This window comes from Streptomyces sp. A0592 (genome assembly GCF_004795115.1).
In the GTDB taxonomy this organism is placed as follows: Bacteria; Actinomycetota; Actinomycetes; order Streptomycetales; family Streptomycetaceae; genus Streptomyces; species Streptomyces erythrochromogenes.
The window spans coordinates 48,866-69,808 of sequence record NZ_SSBM01000008.1; the positions used below are offsets into that span (position 1 = coordinate 48,866).

24 protein-coding genes are annotated in these 20,943 nt (G+C 73.0%); 5 read left to right on the forward strand and 19 right to left on the reverse strand.

Going from position 1 to position 20,943, the window contains the following annotated elements; translation table 11 throughout:
* Window positions 1-473 precede the first annotated feature (473 nt).
* Together E6U81_RS14220 and E6U81_RS14225 are read left to right on the forward strand one after the other, a co-directional pair.
* Window positions 474-1,649, forward strand: a complete 1,176-nt coding sequence (locus E6U81_RS14220; RefSeq protein ID WP_136230608.1) for a CoA transferase — start codon at window positions 474-476, stop codon at window positions 1,647-1,649.
* Complete coding sequence (locus E6U81_RS14225) at window positions 1,646-2,461, forward strand: CoA ester lyase (protein WP_136230454.1); 816 nt, start codon at window positions 1,646-1,648, stop codon at window positions 2,459-2,461. Before E6U81_RS14220 ends, E6U81_RS14225 begins: the two co-directional genes overlap by 4 nt.
* 168 nt (window positions 2,462-2,629) lie before the next feature.
* On the opposite strand, the gene lgt is transcribed toward E6U81_RS14225, so the two are convergent.
* From lgt to hisI, 11 genes are all read right to left on the reverse strand, one after another.
* A complete protein-coding gene (gene lgt / locus E6U81_RS14230) occupies window positions 2,630-3,664 on the reverse strand; it encodes a prolipoprotein diacylglyceryl transferase (RefSeq protein WP_136230455.1) in 1,035 nt (344 codons plus the stop codon).
* A gap of 88 nt (window positions 3,665-3,752) precedes the next feature.
* Complete coding sequence (locus tag E6U81_RS14235) at window positions 3,753-4,760, reverse strand: thioredoxin domain-containing protein (RefSeq protein WP_136230456.1); 1,008 nt, start codon at window positions 4,758-4,760, stop codon at window positions 3,753-3,755.
* A gap of 95 nt (window positions 4,761-4,855) precedes the next feature.
* Window positions 4,856-5,671, reverse strand: a complete 816-nt coding sequence (trpA, locus tag E6U81_RS14240; RefSeq protein ID WP_136230457.1) for a tryptophan synthase subunit alpha — start codon at window positions 5,669-5,671, stop codon at window positions 4,856-4,858.
* Complete coding sequence (gene trpB / locus E6U81_RS14245) at window positions 5,668-6,918, reverse strand: tryptophan synthase subunit beta (protein ID WP_136230458.1); 1,251 nt, start codon at window positions 6,916-6,918, stop codon at window positions 5,668-5,670. Before trpB ends, trpA begins: the two co-directional genes overlap by 4 nt.
* Window positions 6,919-7,123: 205 nt before the next feature.
* Entirely contained in the window at window positions 7,124-7,348 is a 225-nt protein-coding gene (locus E6U81_RS14250; protein WP_136230459.1) for a hypothetical protein, read from the reverse strand.
* A gap of 8 nt (window positions 7,349-7,356) precedes the next feature.
* A complete protein-coding gene (trpC, locus tag E6U81_RS14255; RefSeq protein ID WP_136230460.1) occupies window positions 7,357-8,166 on the reverse strand; it encodes an indole-3-glycerol phosphate synthase TrpC in 810 nt (269 codons plus the stop codon).
* Window positions 8,167-8,338: 172 nt separating this feature from the next.
* Window positions 8,339-8,722, reverse strand: coding sequence for a DUF2752 domain-containing protein (locus E6U81_RS14260; protein WP_240803819.1), 384 nt, complete (start codon window positions 8,720-8,722; stop codon window positions 8,339-8,341).
* Window positions 8,723-8,916: 194 nt separating this feature from the next.
* On the reverse strand, window positions 8,917-9,168 hold the full coding sequence (locus tag E6U81_RS14265; protein WP_136230461.1) for an HGxxPAAW family protein: 252 nt from the start codon (window positions 9,166-9,168) through the stop codon (window positions 8,917-8,919).
* 123 nt (window positions 9,169-9,291) lie between these two features.
* The gene (locus tag E6U81_RS14270; protein ID WP_136230462.1) at window positions 9,292-9,966 is read right to left on the reverse strand and encodes a TIGR02234 family membrane protein; all 675 of its coding nucleotides are present in this window, start codon (window positions 9,964-9,966) and stop codon (window positions 9,292-9,294) included.
* A 14-nt stretch (window positions 9,967-9,980) separates the two neighbouring features.
* Entirely contained in the window at window positions 9,981-11,471 is a 1,491-nt protein-coding gene (locus E6U81_RS14275; RefSeq protein ID WP_136230463.1) for an anthranilate synthase component I, read from the reverse strand.
* Window positions 11,472-11,488: 17 nt separating this feature from the next.
* A complete protein-coding gene (gene hisI / locus E6U81_RS14280) occupies window positions 11,489-11,857 on the reverse strand; it encodes a phosphoribosyl-AMP cyclohydrolase (RefSeq protein WP_136230464.1) in 369 nt (122 codons plus the stop codon).
* 91 nt (window positions 11,858-11,948) lie between these two features.
* Between hisI and E6U81_RS14285 the strand changes: the two genes are divergently transcribed.
* On the forward strand, window positions 11,949-12,581 hold the full coding sequence (locus tag E6U81_RS14285; RefSeq protein WP_136230465.1) for a TIGR03085 family metal-binding protein: 633 nt from the start codon (window positions 11,949-11,951) through the stop codon (window positions 12,579-12,581).
* 153 nt (window positions 12,582-12,734) lie between these two features.
* Here the strand turns inward: E6U81_RS14285 and hisF are convergent, their stop codons facing one another.
* The 8 genes from hisF to hisD are packed head-to-tail and all read right to left on the reverse strand — an operon-like array spanning window position 12,735 to window position 18,445.
* The gene (gene hisF / locus E6U81_RS14290) at window positions 12,735-13,490 is read right to left on the reverse strand and encodes an imidazole glycerol phosphate synthase subunit HisF (RefSeq protein WP_136230466.1); all 756 of its coding nucleotides are present in this window, start codon (window positions 13,488-13,490) and stop codon (window positions 12,735-12,737) included.
* Window positions 13,487-13,885 carry a RidA family protein gene (locus E6U81_RS14295; protein WP_136230467.1) on the reverse strand — a complete coding sequence of 133 codons (399 nt, stop codon included), beginning with the start codon at window positions 13,883-13,885 and terminating at the stop codon, window positions 13,487-13,489. Before E6U81_RS14295 ends, hisF begins: the two co-directional genes overlap by 4 nt.
* Entirely contained in the window at window positions 13,882-14,610 is a 729-nt protein-coding gene (gene priA / locus E6U81_RS14300) for a bifunctional 1-(5-phosphoribosyl)-5-((5-phosphoribosylamino)methylideneamino)imidazole-4-carboxamide isomerase/phosphoribosylanthranilate isomerase PriA (RefSeq protein WP_136230468.1), read from the reverse strand. The genes E6U81_RS14295 and priA overlap by 4 nt, the downstream gene beginning before the upstream one ends.
* Entirely contained in the window at window positions 14,610-15,260 is a 651-nt protein-coding gene (gene hisH / locus E6U81_RS14305; protein ID WP_136230469.1) for an imidazole glycerol phosphate synthase subunit HisH, read from the reverse strand. Before hisH ends, priA begins: the two co-directional genes overlap by 1 nt.
* Window positions 15,257-15,424 carry a hypothetical protein gene (locus E6U81_RS39805; RefSeq protein ID WP_030855494.1) on the reverse strand — a complete coding sequence of 56 codons (168 nt, stop codon included), beginning with the start codon at window positions 15,422-15,424 and terminating at the stop codon, window positions 15,257-15,259. The genes hisH and E6U81_RS39805 overlap by 4 nt, the downstream gene beginning before the upstream one ends.
* Before the next feature lie 2 nt (window positions 15,425-15,426).
* Window positions 15,427-16,020, reverse strand: a complete 594-nt coding sequence (gene hisB, locus E6U81_RS14310; protein ID WP_136230470.1) for an imidazoleglycerol-phosphate dehydratase HisB — start codon at window positions 16,018-16,020, stop codon at window positions 15,427-15,429.
* On the reverse strand, window positions 16,017-17,144 hold the full coding sequence (locus E6U81_RS14315) for a histidinol-phosphate transaminase (protein WP_206309931.1): 1,128 nt from the start codon (window positions 17,142-17,144) through the stop codon (window positions 16,017-16,019). Before E6U81_RS14315 ends, hisB begins: the two co-directional genes overlap by 4 nt.
* Complete coding sequence (gene hisD, locus E6U81_RS14320) at window positions 17,123-18,445, reverse strand: histidinol dehydrogenase (RefSeq protein WP_136230472.1); 1,323 nt, start codon at window positions 18,443-18,445, stop codon at window positions 17,123-17,125. The genes E6U81_RS14315 and hisD overlap by 22 nt, the downstream gene beginning before the upstream one ends.
* A 182-nt stretch (window positions 18,446-18,627) precedes the next feature.
* Here hisD and E6U81_RS14325 point away from each other — a divergent pair, with 182 nt between their 5' ends.
* Both E6U81_RS14325 and E6U81_RS14330 read left to right on the forward strand, forming a co-directional pair.
* Complete coding sequence (locus E6U81_RS14325) at window positions 18,628-20,169, forward strand: oxidoreductase (RefSeq protein WP_136230610.1); 1,542 nt, start codon at window positions 18,628-18,630, stop codon at window positions 20,167-20,169.
* A gap of 34 nt (window positions 20,170-20,203) precedes the next feature.
* Window positions 20,204-20,941, forward strand: a complete 738-nt coding sequence (locus E6U81_RS14330) for an LON peptidase substrate-binding domain-containing protein (protein WP_136230473.1) — start codon at window positions 20,204-20,206, stop codon at window positions 20,939-20,941.
* Window positions 20,942-20,943: the final 2 nt, after the last annotated feature.

The window sequence follows — 20,943 nt, forward strand, 5'->3', positions numbered from 1 at the left end:
AGGGCGCCGAACGCACCGCCGCCGGACCTTCCGGCCCCGGGCCCCGTTCGGCGGCCGAGGAGACGCCCCGGCACACGCCCGGCCCCGCCGAAGCCGCGGCGCCCCCGCTACCCCACCGCGCCGGCCCCGTGCCCCCGGCCGGCCCCCGCCCGCCGGGGCAGGGGCCAGCCCCCGCCCCCGCCTCCGCCTCCGGACCCGGTTCCCGGGCAAGCGCCCCGGGAACCGCACCGACACCCGTCCCGGCCCCACCGGGACAGGACCACGTCACAGCCCCCGCCTCCGCTACCGGCGTGCCGGGAGACACCCCGGGAACCGGACCAGCACCCAGCACCGCCCGGCCGGAGCAACGGCCAGGGCAGGGGCGAGGGCCCGCCCCCGCGACCGGCGTCCCGGCAGGCGGGTCCGGCCCCCGCCCACGGGCCGAGTCGTCATCCGCCACCGCCCGGCCAGGGCATGAGCCGGCCAAGGGACCCCTGCGCGGGCTGCGGGTGCTCGATCTCGCGACCCTCTTCGCCGGGCCCCTGACCGCGACCCTGCTCGGGGACTTCGGTGCCGACGTCGTCAAGATCGAGCACCCCGCCGTGCCCGACCCCTCCCGCGGCCACGGCCCCGCCAAGGACGGCATCGGCCTGTGGTGGAAGCTGCTCGGCCGGAACAAGCGGACCATGACCCTCGACCTGTCCACCCCCGGCGGCCGGGACACCCTGCTGCGGCTCGCCGCCACCGCCGACGTGATCGTCGAGAACTTCCGCCCCGGCACCCTGGAGAAGTGGGGCCTGGGCTGGCCCGAGCTGTCCGCCGCCAACCCGCGCCTGATCCTGGCCCGCGTCACGGCGTTCGGCCAGCACGGCCCGTACGCCCACCGCCCCGGCTTCGGCACCCTCGCCGAGGCCATGAGCGGCTTCGCCGCGGTCACCGGGGAACCGGACGGGCCGCCGACCCTGCCGCCCTTCGGGCTCGCAGACTCGATCGCCGCGCTGACCTGTGCGTACGCCGTGATGACGGCGCTTGCCGGACGGGACCGCACCGGGCACGGGCAGGTCGTGGACCTCGCGATCATCGAGCCGATCCTCACCGTGCTCGGCCCGCAGCCGCTCTGGTACGACCAGTTGGGCCACGTCCAGCCGCGTACGGGAAACCGCTCCGCCAACAACGCCCCCCGCAACACCTACCGCAGCGCCGACGGACGCTGGCTGGCGGTCTCCGCCTCCGCCCGGTCCATCGCCGAGCGGGTGATGCGGCTGGTCGGCCGGCCGGAGCTGATCGCCGAGCCCTGGTTCGCCACCGGAGCCGGGCGGGCCCGGCACGCCGACGTCCTCGACGACGCGGTCGGCGGCTGGATCGGCCGCCGCAAGGCGGAAGAGGTCGTGGCCGCCTTCGAGGAGGCCGAGGCAGCCGTGGCGCTGGTCTACGACGTCCGCGACGTGATGGCAGACCCGCAGTTCGCGGCCCTCGACACGGTGACCGAGATCGAGGATCCGGAGCTGGGGCCCCTGCGGATGCAGAACATCCTCTTCCGGCTGTCCGAGACGCCGGGCGGGATCCGCTGGGCGGGCCGCCCGCACGGCGCGGACACGACCGAGGTGCTGGCGGAGCTCGGCCTGTCCGGGGCCGAGATCGCCGCGCTGCGCACCGAGGGGGCCCTGTGATCCTGACCTGGCTGTACGCGCCGGGCGACCGCCCGGCGGTGGTCGGCAAGGCGCTGGGCTGCGGGGCGGACGCCGTCATCGTCGACCTGGAGGACGCGGTGGCGGTCTCCCGCAAGGAGTACGCCCGCGCCGCCACCGTAGAGCTGCTCGCCGAACGGCCGGCGGTCCCGGTACACGTCCGCGTCAACGCCCTCGATTCCCCCTGGGGCGGCGCCGACCTCGCCGCGCTCGCCGGGCTGCGGGGGCTCGCGGGGCTGCGGCTGCCCAAGATCTGCGCGCCGGAGCAGGTCGCCGCGGCCGCCGACCGCACGGGCGGGGTGAGCCTGTACGCCCTGCTGGAGTCGGCGCTGGGCGTGGAGCGCGCCTACGAGATCGCCCGCGCGCACCCGGCCCTGCGCGGGCTCTCCCTCGGCGAGGCGGACCTGCGGGCGGACCTGGCGGTCAGCGCCGAGGAGGGCCTGGACTGGTGCCGCTCCCGGGTGGTGGTCGCGGCGCGTGCGGCCGGGCTGGCGCCCCCGTCGCAGTCGGTCTTCCCCGACATCCGGGACCTGGAGGCGCTGGCGGCCTCCTGCGCCCGCGGCCGGTCCCTCGGCTTCCTCGGCCGGGCGGCGATCCACCCGCGCCAGCTCCCGGTGATCGAGCGGGCCTATCTCCCGGCGCCCGAGGAGGTCAGCGCCGCGGTGGAGGTGCTCAGCGCGGCGCGGGCCGCGCCGGGCGCGCTGGCGCTGCCCGACGGCCGGTTCGTGGATCCGGCCGTCGTGGCGTCGGCGCACCGCACCCTTGCGCTGGCCGCGCGGCTCCCGGTCCACTGACACCCCGCCGCCCTTGCGCCGTCCGCGCGGACACCGGCTGGGCGCGCGGCCCGGCCTGCCCGGCGCACGCACCACGGACCCGGCGGCCGCACGGCCGGTGCCGCCTGGGGACACGAGAAGGGGGGTGCCGCGTCGTGCGCGGCACCCCCCTTCTCGACCTCTGTGAGGTCAGGACTTGTCGGCCTCCGGGGCCGCGGCGTCCACGCCCGGCTTGCGCAGATCGGCCTTGACGGCGCCCTGGGCGAGGGCCGGCGCGGAGTCCTTCGGACCGGCGTCGGCCGCCTCCACCGCTGCCTTGTCCTCGGCCTTGTCCTTGCCGTTGTCCTTGGCCTCGACGGCAGCCTTGCCGTCCTTGGCGTCCTTGGCGTCCTTGCCGCCCCCACCGCCGGAGGCATCCGGCTCGACGACCTCCTCGCGGCCCGGACGCAGCTTCGCCGAGAGGACGAAGTAGACCACCGCGAGCACGAAGACGACGATCGAGGTCCAGACGTTCAGGCGCACGCCCAGGATGTGGTGCGCCTCGTCGACGCGCATGTACTCGATCCAGCCGCGGCCGACGCAGTACGCGGCGACGTACAGGGCGAAGGCCCGCCCGTGGCCGAGCTTGAAGCGGCGGTCGGCCCAGATCACCAGGAAGGCGACGCCGACGCACCACAGCGACTCGTACAGGAAGGTCGGGTGGTAGGTCCCGGCGTCCCGGTTCGGGCCGGCGCTGATCTCCACCGCCCAGGGCAGGTCGGTGGCCCGGCCGTAGAGCTCCTGGTTGAACCAGTTGCCCCAGCGGCCGCAGGCCTGGGCCAGCGCGATGCCGGGGGCCAGGGCGTCGGCCCAGGCCGGCAGCGGGATGCCGCGCAGCCGGCAGCCGATCCAGGCGCCGACCGCGCCCAGCGCGATCGCGCCCCAGATGCCGAGGCCGCCCTCCCAGATCTTGAAGGCGTCGACCCAGTTGCGGCCCTCGCCGAAGTAGAGCTGGTAGTCGGTGATCACGTGGTAGAGGCGACCGCCGACCAGCCCGAACGGCACCGCCCACACGGCGATGTCCGCGACCGTGCCCGGCTTTCCGCCGCGCGCGATCCAGCGCTTGTTGCCGAGCCAGACGGCGACGAAGACGCCGATGATGATGCAGAACGCGTAGCCGCGGAGCGGGATCGGTCCGAGATGGATCACGCCGGTCGACGGACTGGGGATGTAAGCAATGTCCATGGCAGACCTGACGCTACCCTGCCGGACGGTGCGTACCGCAACCCGCCCGGCAGGGTCGAAACCAAATCCAGACCTGGATCGGCGGAAGTCAGCCCCCCGAGGACCCGTTTCCGGCCCCGTTCCCGGAACCGGTCGCGGAGCCGTTCCCCGTCCCGTTCCCGGAACCGGTCGCGGAATTCTTGGACGCCGTCCTCGACGCCGAGGGTGAGGCCTTCGCCCCGCCCTTCCCAGTGTCCTTGCCCGACTCCTTGCCGGTCTCCTTGCCGGTCTCCTTCTCGGGGCCCTTCGCCCCGGCCCCGCCGGAGCCCTTGGCGCCCGCTTCCACCTTCTCCTTCAGCTTCTGCGGGGTCAGCGGGTTGGCCTGGTCGGAGAAGATGTCCTTGCCGTCGAGCAGCACGGTCGGCGTTCCGCGGAAGTTCCCGGCGGCGAAGGCCTCGTGCGACTTGCCCACCCAGCTGTTGTGCCTGCCTTCCTCGACGCACGCCTTGAACTCGGGGGTGACCAGCCCGTCCACCTTGCCCGCCAGCTCCAGCAGCTTGGCGTTCTTGCCGTAGGCGTCGTCGACCTCCTGCGGCTGGTTCTGGAAGAGGACGTCGTGGTACTCGGAGAACTTGCCGGCGTCCTGGGCGCAGGCCGCCGCGTTCGCCCCCTTCAGGGAGCCGCTGCCGCCCATGTTCCCGTCGATGAGCGTGACCAGGTGGTAGTCCACCTTGAGCAGGCCCTTGGCCTCCAGCTCGTGGATGGTGTCCCGGTAGTTGTCCTCGAAGGACTTGCAGGCCGGGCAGCGGAAGTCCTCCCACACGGTGAGGGTGGCCTTCGCCTCGGGCTTGCCCGTCTGGATGGCGAGCGCGTCCTTGCCGGTGGCACCGCTGGGGGCGACGACCGGGCCGCCCTTGGCGCTGGTGTCCTTGCCGGCGTTGGCCGCGATCACGCCCACGACCGTCGCCAGGGCGAGGACGCCGACCACCGCCGACGCCACGATGAGGGTCCGCCGTCGCTTGTCCCGGGTCTTCTGCCGCTCGCGCTCCGCGAGGAGTCGCTCCCGGGCCGATCGTTTCGTCGCATCGCGGTTGGCACCGTCGTTCTTGTCGCTCACGCTCCGCCAAACGAAGCAGGGAGGCACTCGCGTGCCTCCCTGCTCGTCATTCCACCCGATCGGACTACAGAACCCGATCAGACGTCCGTTTTGTCTCAGCTCCTGCGTACGCCTGCCGCAAGCTCGCCCGCCAGCGCCCGTACGGCGTCCAGCCCGGCCGGCAGGTCCGGCGCGTCCAGCAGCAGCTTCACGAAGGCCGAGCCGACGATCACCCCGTCGGCGAAGCCGGCGACCTCCTTGGCCTGGACGGCGTTGGAGACGCCGAGGCCGACGCAGACAGGGAGCTCGGTGGTGGCGCGGGTGCGCCGCACCAGGTCCTGGGCCTGGTTGCCGACCGATTCGCGGGTGCCGGTGACGCCCATCAGCGAGGCGGCGTAGACGAAGCCGGAGCCGGCCGCCGTGATGGTGGCCAGGCGCTCGTCCTTGCTGCTCGGCGCCACGACGAAGACGGTCGCCAGACCGTGCTTCTCGGCGTGCTCGCGCCACAGCGCGGACTCCTGGACCGGCAGGTCGGGCAGGATGCAGCCGGCGCCGCCCGCCGCCGCCAGCTCGGCCGTGAACCGCTCGACGCCGTAGCGGTCGATCGGGTTCCAGTACGTCATCACCAGGATCGGCGCGCCGGTCGCCTCGTGGGCCTCGCGCACGGTGCGGAGCACGTCGGCGATCTTGACCCCGCCGCGCAGGGCGATGTCGTCGGCGGTCTGGATGATGGCGCCGTCGAGGACCGGGTCGCTGTGCGGGAGGCCGATCTCGACGACGTCCGCGCCGCCCGCGATGACGGCCTTGACCGCGTCGATGGCGCCGTCGACGGTCGGGAAGCCCGCCGGCAGGTAGGCGACGAGGGCGGCGCGGTCCTCGGACTTCGCCTTGGCGAGCGTGTCGCTCAGCAGCTGGATGTTGCCGTTGCTCACTTCGACTCCCCCTCGGCGCTCTCGCCGTCGTACAGCCCGAAGTAGCGGGCCGCCGTGTCCATGTCCTTGTCGCCGCGGCCGGACAGGTTCACGACCAGCAGGCCGTCCGGGCCCAGCTCCTTGCCCAGGTCCAGGGCGCCGGCGAGGGCGTGCGCCGACTCGATCGCCGGGATGATGCCCTCGGTGCGGGAGAGCAGGCGCAGGGCCTGCATGGCGGCGTCGTCGGTGACCGCGCGGTACTCGCCGCGGCCGGTGTCCTTGAGGTAGGAGTGCTCCGGGCCGATGCCCGGGTAGTCCAGGCCGGCGGAGATGGAGTACGGCTCGGTGATCTGGCCCTCCTCGTCCTGCAGGACGTAGGAGCGGGAGCCGTGCAGGATGCCGGGCTCGCCCGCGGTCAGGGTGGCCGCGTGCTCGCCGGTCTCGACGCCGTGCCCGGCGGGCTCGAAGCCGACCAGGCGGACGCCGGCGTCCGGGATGAAGGCGTGGAAGAGGCCGATGGCGTTGGAGCCGCCGCCGACGCAGGCCAGGGCGGCGTCGGGCAGTCGGCCGGCGCGCTCCAGGATCTGGCGGCGGGCCTCGACGCCGATGACCCGGTGGAAGTCGCGGACCATCGCCGGGAAGGGGTGCGGTCCGGCGACCGTGCCGAAGAGGTAGTGGGTGCGGTCCACGTTGGCGACCCAGTCGCGGAACGCCTCGTTGATGGCGTCCTTCAGGGTCCGCGAGCCGGACTTCACCGCGATGACCTCGGCGCCCAGCATGCGCATGCGGGCGACGTTAAGTGCCTGGCGCTGGGTGTCGATCTCGCCCATGTAGATGACGCATTCGAGGCCGAAGAGGGCGCAGGCGGTGGCGGTGGCCACGCCGTGCTGGCCGGCGCCGGTCTCGGCGATCACGCGGGTCTTGCCCATGCGCTTGGTGAGCAGCGCCTGGCCCAGCACGTTGTTGATCTTGTGCGAGCCGGTGTGGTTGAGGTCCTCGCGCTTGAGGAAGATCCGCGCCCCGCCGGCGTGCTCGGCGAAGCGGGGCACCTCGGTGAGGGCGCTGGGGCGGCCGGTGTAGTTGACCATGAGGTCGCCCAGCTCAGCCACGAAGGACGGGTCGCCCTTGGCCTTCTCGTACTCGACGGCGACCTCGTCCACGGCGGCGACGAGCGCCTCCGGGATGAACTTGCCGCCGAAGTCGCCGAAGTAGCCCTCGGCGTTGGGAACGTGACCCTCCGGGTCCGGGATGAAGAACTCGCTGGACATGTCCAGTGCTCCTACGGGTGCGAGATGCGGCGGGTGGTTTCACCGTATGGCGCCGCCCGCCCGCGCCGCGCACACCCCGCTGGGGGATGTCGTGGTCACGGTGCGGAGCGGCCCGCTCCCGGAGCCGGTCGGCCCGGGCAGCAGGCCGTACGGGACCGCCTGGCGACGCGGTACGCCTTCGCGTACCGGGCCGCGGCAGCCCTCGTTACGGCGCGTCTCCGCGGCGCCATCGCATGCCGTTGACCTGGCCGGGCTCGGAGCCGATCACGTACCGCACCCGCCGCCCGTGGGCGCGCCGGGCCGGGGCGCGGCAGCCGCGGGGGCGGCAGCCGCGCGCCAGGGGCGCGTACGCCGTCGGCACGCCGCCCGGGCCGCGGCGGGGTGCCGGCGGCGCGGACTGCGTGCGGACGCAGGGGCGGTCAGGGGTCACGGGACGGGTCAGCTCCGTCCGTGGCGCAGGGCCGGGTGGGCCCCGGCGGCGACGAGGTCGGCCACGGCCGCCTTCGGGTCGCGGCCGGTGACCAGGGACTCCCCGACGAGGACGGCGTCGGCGCCCTCGTTCGCGTAGGCGATCAGGTCGTGCGGTCCGCGGATGCCGGACTCGGCGATCTTGACGATGTGGGGCGGGATCTCGCCGACGACGCGCTCGAAGGTGGAACGGTCGACCTTGAGGTCCTTGAGGTTGCGGGCATTGACACCGATGATCTTGGCGCCGGCGGCGACCGCCCGCTCCACCTCCTCCTCGTCGTGGACCTCGACGAGCGGGGTGAGGCCGATGGACTCGGCCCGCTCGATGAGGGAGACGAGGGCCTCCTGCTCCAGGGCCGCGACGATCAGCAGCGCGAGGTCGGCGCCGTAGGCGCGGGCCTCCCAGAGCTGGTACGCCGTGACGATGAAGTCCTTGCGCAGGATCGGGATGTCCACGCGGGCGCGGACGGCCTCCAGGTCGGCCAGCGAGCCGCCGAACCGGCGCTGCTCGGTGAGGACGGAGATGACCGCCGCACCGCCCGCCTCGTAGTCCGCGGCGAGCCCGGCCGGATCCGCGATCGCGGCCAGCGCGCCCTTGGAGGGGCTGGAGCGCTTGACCTCGCAGATCACCTTGACGCCGTCGCCGCGCAGGGCCGCGACGCCGTCCTTGGCCTGGGGCGCCTTGGCGGCACGCTCCTTGAGCTCGTCGAGGCTCACGCGGGCCTGCCGTTCGGCAAGGTCTTCGCGGACCCCTTCGATGATCTCGTCGAGCACACTCACGCGAGCGGCCCCCTTCCGGGTCGATGACGGTCGGCCGCCCTGCAGACACGTACCACTGCAAGGTCGGCAATCAAATGGTATCCGGCGGAGGCGTCGCCCTCCGCACTCGGTTGACGGCGTCCCAGTAACTGGACATTCGGAATACGCCCTTCATCCCGGCTGCGCACGGGTCTCAGGGCGCCAGTGCCGACCCGAAAGAGAGATTTCGGACAACGGCGAAAACCAGTACCACCGCGCCCACCGCCCACGAGTGGGCGGGACGCAGGACGATCCTCGGGGCCGGCCCGCCGCGGACGGCGCGAACCAGCCACAGGGCCATGAAACCCGCGAAGACGAAGTAGCCGACGACCGCGAGGGCATTCGACCCGAAAGCAGCGGCCAGATCCCCGTGCGCGAACGCGTGCGCGCTGCGCAGCCCGCCGCACCCCGGGCACAGGACGCCCGTCAGCCGCAGTAGCGGGCAGACCGGGTAGTGGCCCGGCTCGTTGGGGTCCACGGCGCCCACGTACGCGAACGCCGCGCCGGCCGCGGCCAGGTACAGCGCCGGGGCGGCCAGCCGCCTGGCCCGCGAAGCCCGCTCGACGGGCACCGCGGGTACTGCGGGCCCTGCCTGACCGGCCTGCGGCCCGGGCCCGGCGTCGGGGGTGCTGGAGGCGTCCACCTGCTGATTCTCTCCGCTCACGACAAAAGGCGCAGCCCGGCGGGGCCGCGCCTTTCGGCTCTCTTCCAGGACCGGCGCAGGTGGCGCGCTCAGGCCTTGGCGGGGACCTTGTTCGCGGCGATGACCTCCGCGAGGTCCTTGTGGGCGGCCTTCGGCGCGCCCATGCCCGCGGCCTTCATCCCCATGCCGACGACACCGCCGAGCACGACGACGACCAGGCCGGCCCAGAAGCCGAGGGGGTTGGCGAGCACCATGAAGGCGCCGGAGATGCAGAAACCGATGAAGGCGATGGTGACACCGGTCCAGGCGGCCGGGGTGTGTCCGTGGCTAGTGCCCGCCATGAGTTTGCTCCTCGTTGCTCTGTCGCGCTGCTGTGTCGAACGTGCGGTCTGTGTCGGACGCTCGGTGACATTGTCCCGCACCGGGCGGCTTCACCGTCCAGGGGGGGTCGGCTCAGGGGCCGGTCAGCGGGTCCGGTCGCCGCTCGGACCCGTGGTCGGGTCCTCGCCGCGGTCCAGAGCCTTCCACAGATCTTCCGGCCGGTCCGGATCCACCGCCGCGACGGCCCGCGGACGGGGGCTGCCGTCACGCTCGTAGCGGCCGCCCATCGAGGGCCAGCCGCGGCCGAAGCGCAGCGCCAGGAGTCCGGCGGCCAGGATCAGCACCGCCCCGGCGGCCGTGACGTACGGCCACGTGGTCTGGGTCAGGCCGGCCACGTGCGCCGCGCTGTCCGCGGTCGTACGGGCGGCCTGCGCGTCCAGGGTGCTGCGGCCGTCGGAGCCGAAGAGGGCCGACAGCGCCGCGCCGAGGCCGCTGAGCGCCAGCAGGCCCGACACCAGCAGCCGGCCCTTGCCGCGTACGGCGAAGACGGCGACCAGCGCGGCCAGGCCGACGATGGCCAGGGCCGCCGGGAGCCCGGTCACGGCCCGCCCGTCGGCGCTCAGCTGGAGCGAGTCGCTGCCGATGGCGGCCGTGCCCCGGGCCCAGACACGGCCGGAGGCGAGCAGGACGACGGTGGCGCCGAGCGCACCGAGCAGCAGCGCCGCGGCCACGCTGCGGCGGCTGCTGCGGCTGTCGGGGGCCTCGGGCTCGGCGGAGGCATCGGAACGGGGCGGGGGTACGGCACTCACGTACCCCACTATCCCCTACGCCCTCAGGAGCCGCTCAGGCGGTTCGCCGCAGCCACCGCGCGCAGCACGGCGGCGGCCTTGTTGCGGCACTCGTTGTCCTCCAGCTCGGGCACCGAGTCGGCGACCACACCGGCTCCGGCCTGCACGTACGCCGTACCGTCGCGCAGCAGCGCGGTACGGATGGCGATGGCGGTGTCGGAGTCGCCGGCGAAGTCCAGGTAGCCCACGCAGCCGCCGTAGAGGCCGCGGCGGGAGGGCTCCAGCTCCTCGATGATCTGCATGGCGCGCGGCTTGGGCGCCCCGGAGAGGGTGCCGGCCGGGAAGCAGGCGGTGAGCACGTCGAAGGCGGTCTTCCCCTCGGCCACGCGCCCCGTCACGGTGGAGACGATGTGCATGACGTGGGAGTAGCGCTCGATCGACATGAAGTCGACGACCTCGACCGATCCCGGCTCGCAGACCCGGCCGAGGTCGTTGCGGCCCAGGTCGACGAGCATCAGGTGCTCGGCGCGCTCCTTGGGGTCGGCCAGCAGCTCCTCGGCGAGGTCGTTGTCCTCCTGCGGGGTCGTGCCGCGGTGGCGGGTGCCCGCGATGGGGTGGACCATGGCCCGCCCGTCCTCGACCTTGACCAGTGCCTCCGGGCTCGACCCGACCACGTCGAAGCCGTTCTCGAAGCGGAACAGGTACATGTACGGGGACGGGTTGGTGGCGCGCAGCACCCGGTAGACGTCCAGCGCGGAGGCCTTGCAGGGGGTCTCGAACCGCTGCGAGGGCACCACCTGGAAGGCCTCGCCGGCCCGGATGCGCTCCTTGATGTCCTCGACGGCCGCCTGGTACTTCTCGCCGCCCCACAGGGCCGAGTACTCGGGCAGCTCGGAGGCCGGCAGCGGGGCCGGGACGTAGGGCGCGGGCCGCGCCAGGTCCGCCTCCATGGCGTCGAGGCGGGCCACGGCGTCCGCGTGGGCCTCGTCGACCCCGGAGTCGAGGTCGTTGTGGTTGATGGCGTTGGCGATGAGCTGGACGGTGCCGTCCCAGTGGTCCAGCACCGCGAGGTCGGAGGTGAGCAGCATCGTCAGCTCGGGCAGCTCCAGGTCGTCGCTGCCGTGCTCGCCGATGCGCTCCAGGCGGCGCACGATGTCGTAGCCGAGGTAGCCGACCATGCCGCCGGTGAAGGGGGGCATGCCGCCCGCGAGGTCGCGGGGGGTGTGCAGGGCCTCGACGGTCGCGCGCAGGGCGTCGAGGGGGTCTCCGTCGGTGGGGACGCCGACGGGCGGGGTGCCGATCCAGTGCGCGCGGCCGTCCCGGACGGTCAGGGTGGCGTCGCTGCGGACCCCGACGAAGGAGTACCGGGACCAGGACCGGCCGTTCTCCGCGGACTCCAGGAGGAAGGTACCGGGGCGTTCGGCGGCCAGCTTGCGGTACAGCCCGACGGGCGTGTCCCCGTCGGCGAGCAGCTTGCGGCTCACGGGGATGACGCGGCGGTCGGCCGCGAGCTTGCGGAACGTCTCAAGATCCATTGCGTGGGGACCCCTACCTAGTCGGCTGCGCGGAGGAGGACGTCTTCGTCGAAACAGGTGCGGGTTCCGGTGTGGCAGGCGGCTCCGACCTGGTCGACCCGGACGAGCACGGTGTCGGCGTCGCAGTCGAGGGCGACGGACTTGACGTGCTGGAAGTGGCCGGACGTATCCCCCTTCACCCAGTACTCCTGGCGGCTGCGGGACCAGTACGTGCAGCGGCCGGTGGTCAGGGTGCGGTGCAGGGCCTCGTCGTCCATCCACCCAAGCATGAGCACCTCACCGGTGTCGTACTGCTGGGCGATGGCCGGTACCAGGCCGTCGGCGGAGCGCTTGAGGCGCGCGGCGATGGCGGGGTCGAGGTTGCCGGGGCGGGGGGTCGTACTCATGGAGCCATTGTGCCGGGCCCGGATGGGGGTGGTGATCCATGTCCGTCTGATGGGCGGGCGTACGGCACGTTCCGGCCGTAGGCTGGCCCGCATGTCTACCCATGCGAAGCGTGAACGACTGCTGCTGGCGGACCTGTTGGAGGCGGCCGGTCCGGAGGCCCCCACGCTGTGCACCGGCTGGAGGTGCCGCGACCTGGCCGCGCACGTGGTGGTGCGGGAGCGGCGGCCGGACGCGGCGGGCGGCCTGCTGCTGAAGGTGCTGAAGGGGCGGCTGGACGCGGCGATGGCCGAGTACACGGCCAAGCCGTACGAGGAGCTCATCCAGCTGATCAGGACCGGGCCGCCGCGGATGTCGCCGTACGCGCTGAAGCAGATCGACGAGGCGGCGAACGCAGTGGAGTTCTACGTCCACGCGGAGGACGTCCGCCGGGCCCAGCCGGACTGGTCGCCGCGGGAGCTGGACCGGGTGTTCTCGGACGCGCTGTGGTCCCGCCTGGAGAGGATGGCCCGGCTGACGGGACGCCGCTCGCCGGTGGGCCTGGTGCTGAGGCGTCCGGACGGGCAGACGGCGGTGGCGCACAAGGGTGCGCCGGTGGTGACGGTGACGGGCGAGCCGGGGGAACTGACGCTGTTCTGCTTCGGCCGCCAGGCGTCGGCCTCGGTGACGCTGGACGGCGAGAAGGAGGCCGTCGCGAAGCTGACGGTGGCGGAGCTGGGCCTCTGACCTGGCCGGTCGGGTGCCGTTGCCTCCCGTCTGCGGGCCGGTGGCGGGGCCTCAATCTCCCCCGGCTACCGCTGGGGGAGATTGAGGCGCAGCCCCCGGGCCGCAGACGGGGCATGGGAACCCGGGGGCGGCAGGCCGCGCCGGAGGCGAAGGTCAGCGGACCGGGTGGCCCGCTTCGCGGAGGGCCGACTTCACTTCGGCGATCCGGAGGTCGCCGAAGTGGAAGACCGACGCCGCGAGCACCGCGTCCGCGCCCGCCTCGATCGCCGGGGCGAAGTCCGCGAGGCGGCCCGCGCCGCCCGAGGCGATCACCGGCACGGTGACGTGCTTGCGGACCGCCGCGATCATCTCCGTGTCGTAGCCGTCCTTCGTGCCGTCGGCGTCCATCGAGTTCAGCAGGATCTCGCCGGCGCCCAGCTCCGCGGCCCGGTGGGCCCACTCGACGGCGTCGAGGCCGGTGCCCCGGCGGCCGCCGTGCGTGGTGACCTCGAAGGTGCCGGACTCGGTGCGGCGGGCGTCGACCGACAGGACGAGGACCTGCCGGCCGAACCGCTCCGCGATCTCCTGGATCAGCTCGGGGCGGGCGATGGCGGCCGTGTTCACGCCCACCTTGTCCGCTCCCGCGCGCAGCAGCTTGTCGACGTCGTCGGCCGTGCGGACGCCGCCGCCCACGGTCAGCGGGATGAAGACCTGTTCGGCGGTGCGGCGCACCACGTCGTAGGTGGTCTCACGGTTCCCGGAGGACGCGGTGATGTCGAGGAAGGTCAGCTCGTCGGCGCCCTCGGCGTCGTACAGCTTGGCCATCTCCACAGGGTCGCCGGCGTCGCGCAGGTTCTGGAAGTTGACGCCCTTGACGACGCGGCCGTTGTCCACGTCCAGGCAGGGGATCACGCGTACGGCGAGGCTCATGCGGGCACCGCCTTGTACGCCTCGACCTCCACCTCGACGACCATCGACGGGTCGACGAAGCCGGAGACGATGAGCATCGTCGCGGCCGGGCGGACCGCGTCGAAGAGCTCCTTGTGGGCGCGGCCCGCGTCGTCCACGTCGCGGGCGTGCGTCAGGTACATGCGGGTGCGGACGACGTCCTCGGGGCCGAGGCCGGCCTGGGCGAGGGCCTTGAAGGCGACGCCGAAGGCGGCGACGGTCTGGTCGTACGGGCCGCCCGCGTCGGCCGCGGTGCAGCCGGAGACCAGCACGAGGCCGTTCGGCAGCTGCACGGCGCGGGAGTACGCGATGACGTCCTCGTAGGGGCCGCCGGAGGAGATGCGGCGTACGGCGCCGGGGTCGGGGGAGCTGCTCATGCGGAGACCACCTTCAGGGCTTCTTCCAGGGTGAAGGCCTTGGCGTACAGGGCCTTGCCGACGATCGCGCCCTCGACGCCCTGCGGTACCAGCTCGGACAGGGCCCGCAGGTCGTCCAGGCAGGAGACGCCGCCGGAGGCGACGACGGGCCGGTCGGTGGCGGCGCAGACGTTCTTCAGCAGCTCCAGGTTGGGGCCGGTGAGCGTGCCGTCCTTGCCGATGTCGGTGACGACGTAGCGGGCGCAGCCCTCGGAGTCGAGGCGGGCGAGGGTCTCGTAGAGGTCGCCGCCCTCGCTGGTCCAGCCGCGGCCCTTGAGGGTGGTGCCGCGGACGTCGAGGCCGATGGCGATCTTGTCGCCGTGCTCGGCGATGGCCTTGGCGGCCCACTCGGGGGTCTCCAGGGCGGCGGTGCCGAGGTTGACGCGGGTGCAGCCGGTGGCGAGGGCCGCGGCGAGCGAGGCGTCGTCGCGGATGCCGCCGGACAGCTCGACCTTGATGTCCATGGCTCGGGTGATCTCGGCGACCAGGGCGCGGTTGTCGCCGGTGCCGAAGGCGGCGTCCAGGTCGACCAGGTGGAGCCACTCGGCGCCGGCGGCCTGCCAGGCGAGGGCCGCCTGCAGCGGGGAGCCGTAGGAGGTCTCGCTGCCGGAGACGCCGTGGACGAGGCGGACGGCCTGGCCGTCGCGGACGTCGACCGCGGGAAGGAGCTCAAGCGTGTTCGGCATCAGAGGGTCTCGATCCAGTTGGTGAGGAGCTGGGCGCCTGCGTCGCCGGACTTCTCGGGGTGGAACTGGGTGGCCCACAGGGCCCCGTTCTCCACCGCCGCGACGAAGCGTTCGCCGTGGGTGGCCCAGGTGACCTTGGGGGCGCGGATCAGCGGGTTGGTGACTTCCAGGCTCCAGTCGCGTGCCGCGTAGGAGTGCACGAAGTAGAACCGGGCGTCGGCGTCCAGGCCGGCGAAGGCCTGACTGTCGGCCGGGGCCTCGACGGTGTTCCAGCCCATGTGGGGGACGATCGGGGCCTTGAGCGGGCCGACGGTGCCCGGCCACTCGTCGAGGCCTGCAGTCTCCACGCCGTGCTCGATGCCGCGCTCGAAGAGGATCTGCATGCCGACGCAGATGCCCATGACCGGGCGGCCGCCGGAGAGCCGGCGGCCGATGATCCAGTCGCCGCGGGCGTCCTTGAGGCCCTGCATGCAGGCGGAGAAGGCGCCGACGCCGGGGACGAGGAGTCCGTCGGCGTCCATGGCCCTGTCGTAGTCGCGGGTGATCTCGACGTCGGCGCCGACACGCGCGAGGGCGCGTTCGGCGGAGCGGACGTTGCCGAAGCCGTAGTCGAAGACGACGACCTTCTTGGTGGGGCGTGCTGTGCTCATTCCCAGATTCCTTGGATTCGCAGGACTCCGGCTGCCAGACACATCGCGGAGGCGAGGGCGAGCAGGATGATGACCGACTTGGGCATCTGCTGCTTCTGGAAGGAGTAGACGCCCCCGGCCAGGAAGAGGCCGAGGACGATCAGGATGGTGTTCAGCCCGTTCACTGCTAGAGGGCGCCCTTCGTGGAGGGCAGGATGCCTGCGGCGCGCGGGTCGAACTCGGCGGCGTAGCGCAGCGCGCGGGCGAGGGCCTTGAACTGGCACTCCACGATGTGGTGGGCGTTGCGGCCGTACGGGACGTGGATGTGCAGGGCGATCTGGGCCTGCGCGACGAAGGACTCGAAGATGTGCCGGGTCATCGTCGTGTCGTAGGAGCCGATCATCGGCGCCATGTTCTCCGGCTCGGTGTGCACGAGGTACGGGCGGCCGGACAGGTCGACGGTGACCTGGGCGAGGGACTCGTCGAGCGGCACGGTGCAGTTGCCGAAGCGGTAGATGCCCACCTTGTCGCCGAGGGCCTGCTTGAAGGCGGCGCCGAGCGCGAGGGCGGTGTCCTCGATGGTGTGGTGGGAGTCGATGTGCAGGTCGCCGTCGGTCTTGACGGTGAGGTCGAAGAGGCCGTGGCGGCCGAGCTGGTCGAGCATGTGGTCGTAGAAGCCCACGCCCGTCGAGACGTCGACCTTGCCGGTTCCGTCGAGGTTTATCTCGACGACGACGGAGGTCTCCTTGGTGGTCCGTTCGACCCGTCCGATGCGGCTCATGCGTGCTGCTCCTTCTTCAGTGCGCGAACCGCTTCCAGGAACGCGTCGTTCTCTGCCGGGGTGCCGGCGGTGACCCGCAGCCGGCCGGGTACGCCGTTGTCCCGGACCAGGACCCCGTGGTCGAGGATCTTCTGCCAGGCGGTGTGCGAGTCCTCGAACTTCCCGAACTGGATGAAGTTCGCGTCGGACTCGGTGACCTCGTAGCCGATGGCGCGCAGTTCGGTGACGAGGCGGTCCCGCTCGGCCTTGAGCTGCTCGACGTAGCCGAGCAGGGTGTCGGTGTGCTCCAGGGCGGCCAGGGCCGTGGCCTGGGTGACGGCGGACAGGTGGTACGGCAGGCGCACCAGCTGGACGGCGTCGACGACGGCGGGGTGTGCGGCCAGGTAGCCCAGGCGCAGGCCGGCGGCGCCGAAGGCCTTGGACATGGTCCGGGAGATCACCATGTTGGGGCGGCCCTCGATGAGGGGCAGCAGTGAGTCCCGGTGGCTGAACTCCACGTAGGCCTCGTCGACGATGACGAGGGAGGGCTTGGCCGCCTGGGCGGCCTCGTAGAGGGCCAGGACGGTCTCGGCCTCGACGGCGGTGCCCGTGGGGTTGTTGGGCGAGGTGATGAAGACGACGTCGGGTGCGTGCTCGGCGATCGCCCGCTCGGCCGCCTCCGTGTCGATGGTGAAGTCCTCCCGGCGCGGGCCGGAGAGCCAGCCCGTGCCGGTGCCGCGGGAGATCAGCGCGTGCATGGAGTAGGAGGGCTCGAAGCCGATCGCGGTGCGGCCGGGCCCGCCGAAGGTCTGCAGCAGCTGCTGGATGACCTCGTTGGAGCCGTTGGCGGCCCATACGTTCTCCCGCGCGACCGGGTGCTTGGCCGTTCGGGTCAGGTAGGCGGCCAGCTCGGTGCGCAGCTCGACCGCGTCCCGGTCCGGGTAGCGGTTGAGGGTGCGGGCGGCGTCGGCGACGCGCTCGGCGATGCGCGCGACGAGTTCGGCGGGCAGCTCGTAGGGGTTCTCGTTGGTGTTCAGCTGGACGGGCACGTCGAGCTGCGGGGCGCCGTACGGGCTCTTGCCGCGCAGCTCGTCCCGGATGGGGAGGTCGTCGATGCCGATGCTCACGGGGTGGGGACCTTCCATCCGAAGCGCGCCTTGAGGGCGGCGCCGTGGGCGGGCAGGTCCTCGGCCTCCGCGAGGGTCACCACGTGGTGGGTGACCTCGGCGAGGGCGTCGCGGGTGTAGTCGACGATGTGGATGCCGCGCAGGAAGGACTGCACGGACAGGCCCGAGGAGTGGCAGGCGCAGCCGCCGGTGGGCAGCACGTGGTTGGAGCCGGCGCAGTAGTCGCCGAGGGAGACCGGGGCCCACGGGCCGACGAAGATCGCGCCGGCGTTGCGGACGCGGGCGGCCCACGCGGCGGCGTCGGCGGTCTGGATCTCCAGGTGCTCGGCGCCGTAGGCGTCGACGACCTTGAGGCCGTCCTCCAGGTTGTCGACGAGGACGATCGCGGACTGCTTGCCGGCGAGGGCGGGCTTGATCCGGTCCTCGACGTGCTTGGTCGCGGCGACCTGCGGCTCCAGCTCCTTCTCGACGGCGTCCGCGAGCTCGGCGGAGTCCGTGACGAGGACGGCCGCGGCCAGCGGGTCGTGCTCGGCCTGGCTGATCAGGTCGGCGGCGACGTGCACCGGGTCGGCCGTGGAGTCGGCGAGGACGGCGATCTCGGTCGGGCCGGCCTCGGTGTCGATGCCGATCCGGCCGGTGAAGTAGCGCTTGGCGGCGGCGACCCAGATGTTGCCGGGGCCGGTGACCATGTTGGCGGGGAGGCAGTCCTCGGTCCCGTACGCGAACATCGCGACGGCCTGGGCTCCGCCGACCGCGTACACCTCGTCCACGCCGAGCAGCGCGCACGCCGCGAGGATGGTGGGGTGCGGCAGGCCGCCGTGCTCCTTCTGCGGCGGGGACGCGAGCGCGATGGACTCGACGCCCGCCTCCTGGGCCGGCACCACGTTCATGACGACGGAGGACGGGTACACCGAGCGGCCGCCGGGGGCGTACAGCCCCACGCGCTCCACGGGAACCCATTTCTCGGTCACGGTGCCGCCGGGGACCACCTGGGTGGTGTGTTCGGTGCGGCGCTGCTGGCGGTGCACGATCCGGGCGCGCCGGATCGACTCCTCGAGGGCTGCGCGGACGGCCGGGTCGAGTTCGTCGAGGGCGGTCTTGAGCGCCTCGGCGGGCACCCTGACCTGCTCCAGCGTCACCCCGTCGAACTTCTGCGCGTACTCGATCAGCGCCGCCGTGCCACGATGATGGACGTCCTCGCAGATGGGCCGCACCTTCTCCAGGGCAGCTTCTACGTCGAACTCGGCACGGGGCAGCAGGTCGCGCAGGGCGCCGCCCTCGGGGAGGGCGTCACCGCGCAGGTCGATACGAGAGATCACCTCCCAATTCTCTCAGACCGCCTCGCGCCATCGTTCGCCCGTATCACTGGCTGATACACGCCCCGGACGTCACAGGTGCCCGTTAGCGTTCGCCTACACGTACCTGACGGCGGAGGGGGACCGCGGTGACCGAGGCGAGCCCGGACGGGTGTCCGGCGGATCTCAGCGCCTCCGAGCGCCGGATGTGGGACGCCTACCGCACGGGCAGCGTCTGCGACCTCAGTGCCCGCGCAGCCGACGCGGACGATCCGCACGGCGACCACCTCTGGGGGGCCGGGCGCAGTGTCCGGGCGGGGGTGGTGGCGCTGCTGCTGCTCCACGGGCCGCCGCCGGTGCCGGGCCGGGTGGCGTCGCTCAAGCTGCGCGGGGTACGGATCACCGGGCGGCTGGATCTCTCCGGTGGGACGGTTGCTCCGTACGTGGAACTCCAGTCGTGCCGCTTCGACAGCGAGATCCAGCTGTCCGAGGCCCGCTTCGGCACGCTGCGCCTGGTCAACTGCGCGATCCCGCGGCTGGAGGCGTCCCGGCTGCACACCGAGGGCGATCTGCACCTGCCGCGCTGCCGGGTGGCGCGCGGGATCCGGCTGACCGACGCGCAGATCGGCACGGACCTGCTGGTCAGCCAGGTGGTGGTGCAGCGGGACAACAAGGGCCGGGCGATCGCCGCCGACGGGATGTCGGTCGCGCAGGACTTCCAGGGCGAGCTGCTGGAGACGTACGGGGAGGTGAGCCTGCGCGGCGCGAAGGTCGGCGTGTCGATGAACCTGCGCGGGGCCCGGCTGATCAATCCGTCCGGGCGGCACGCCCTGAACGCCCCGCAGCTGACCGTGGAGCGGACCCTGTACCTGACCTCGATCGCCATGGGCTACGGTCGCGGCGGCTCGGGCTCCTCCACTCCCCCGTACGGACTGGGGCAGACGCCGACGCGGGGGCAGCGGGCACAGCCGTTCGAGTGCCGGGGCGGGCTGCGGCTGGACGACGGCCGGTTCGGGGACGCCATCGACTTCTACGGCGCCCGGTTCCAGCTCACGGACGAGCAGGAGATATCCCTGCGCAGGATCCAGACCCCGGAGTTCCGCTTTGTCGGGGAGGGACCGGAGCGCGGGCGGGTGGTGGTCTCCGGGGCGAAGGTGGTCAAGCTCGTCGACACCTCCACGAGCTGGCCGGGCCCGGGCCGGGTGTCCGTCGAGGGTTTCGAGTACGAGGACCTCGCCCCGCGCGGCCACTTCCCCCTCGCCCGCAGGCTGGCCTGGCTGGAGGCGGCCACCCCGGAGTACTCACCGGGGCCGTACGAGCGGCTGGCGGCCGTACTGCGGGCCTGCGGCGAGGACGCGGAGGCGCGGGAGGTGCTGCTGGCCAAGCAGCGGCGGCGGCGCGCCACGCTGCCGCCGGGGCCGAAGGCGTGGGGGTACCTGCAGGACTGGACGGTGGTCTACGGGTACCGGCCGGGCCGGGCCGCGCTGTGGATGGCCGTGCTGTGGGCGGCCGGGGCGCTGCTCTTCTCCCAGCTCGATCCGCCGGCGATCAAGCAGGACGAGCATCCGCAGTGGAGCGCCCCCCTGTACGCGCTGGACCTGCTGCTCCCGGTGATCGACCTGGGCCAGCAGGGCCAGTGGAAACTGGCGGGCGGCTGGCAGTGGGGGGCGGCGGGCCTCGTCATCATGGGCTGGATCCTGGCCACGACGGTGGCGGCGGGCGCCTCCCGGCTGCTGCGGCGGGGGTGACGGGGCGCGTCTTCGGACGATTACGCTGTGCGTCGTGACCACCGTTCGCCTGCCCCTCTTCCCGCTGAACTCGGTGCTGTTCCCGGGACTCGTCCTCCCGCTGAACGTCTTCGAGGAGCGTTATCGCGCCATGATGCGCGAGCTGCTGAAGTCGGGCGAGGACGAGCCGCGCCGTTTCGCGGTCGTCGCGATCCGCGACGGCCGGGAGGTCGCCCCGACCGCGCCCGGCCTGCCGGACCCGACGTCCCTGCCCGAGCGGGGTCCGGCAGCGGGCTTCGGAGCCGACCCGATCCAGGCGTTCCACCGGGTGGGCTGCGTGGCGGAGGCGGCGACGATCCGGGAGCGGGAGGACGGCAGCTTCGAGATCCTGGCGACCGGTACGACGCGGGTCCGGCTGCTGTCGGTCGACGCTTCGGGGCCCTTCCTGACGGCGGAGCTGGAGGAGCTCCCGGAGGACGCGGGCGACGGCGCCGGGGTCCTCGCGGAGGGCGTGCTGCGGGCCTTCCGCAACTACCAGAAGCGGCTGGCCGGGGCCCGCGAGCGGTCCCTGACGGGCGCGGAGCTCCCCGACGAGCCGTCGGTGGTGTCGTACCTGGTGGCCGCGGCGGCGGTGCTGGACATCCCGGCGAAGCAGCGGCTGCTCCAGGCTCCGGACACGGCGACGCGGCTGGCGGAGGAACTGAAGCTGCTGCGCACGGAGACGGCCGTGATCCGGCACCTGCCGTCGCTGCCGGCGGTGGAACTGACCCGGGCTCCGACGAGCCCCAACTGACG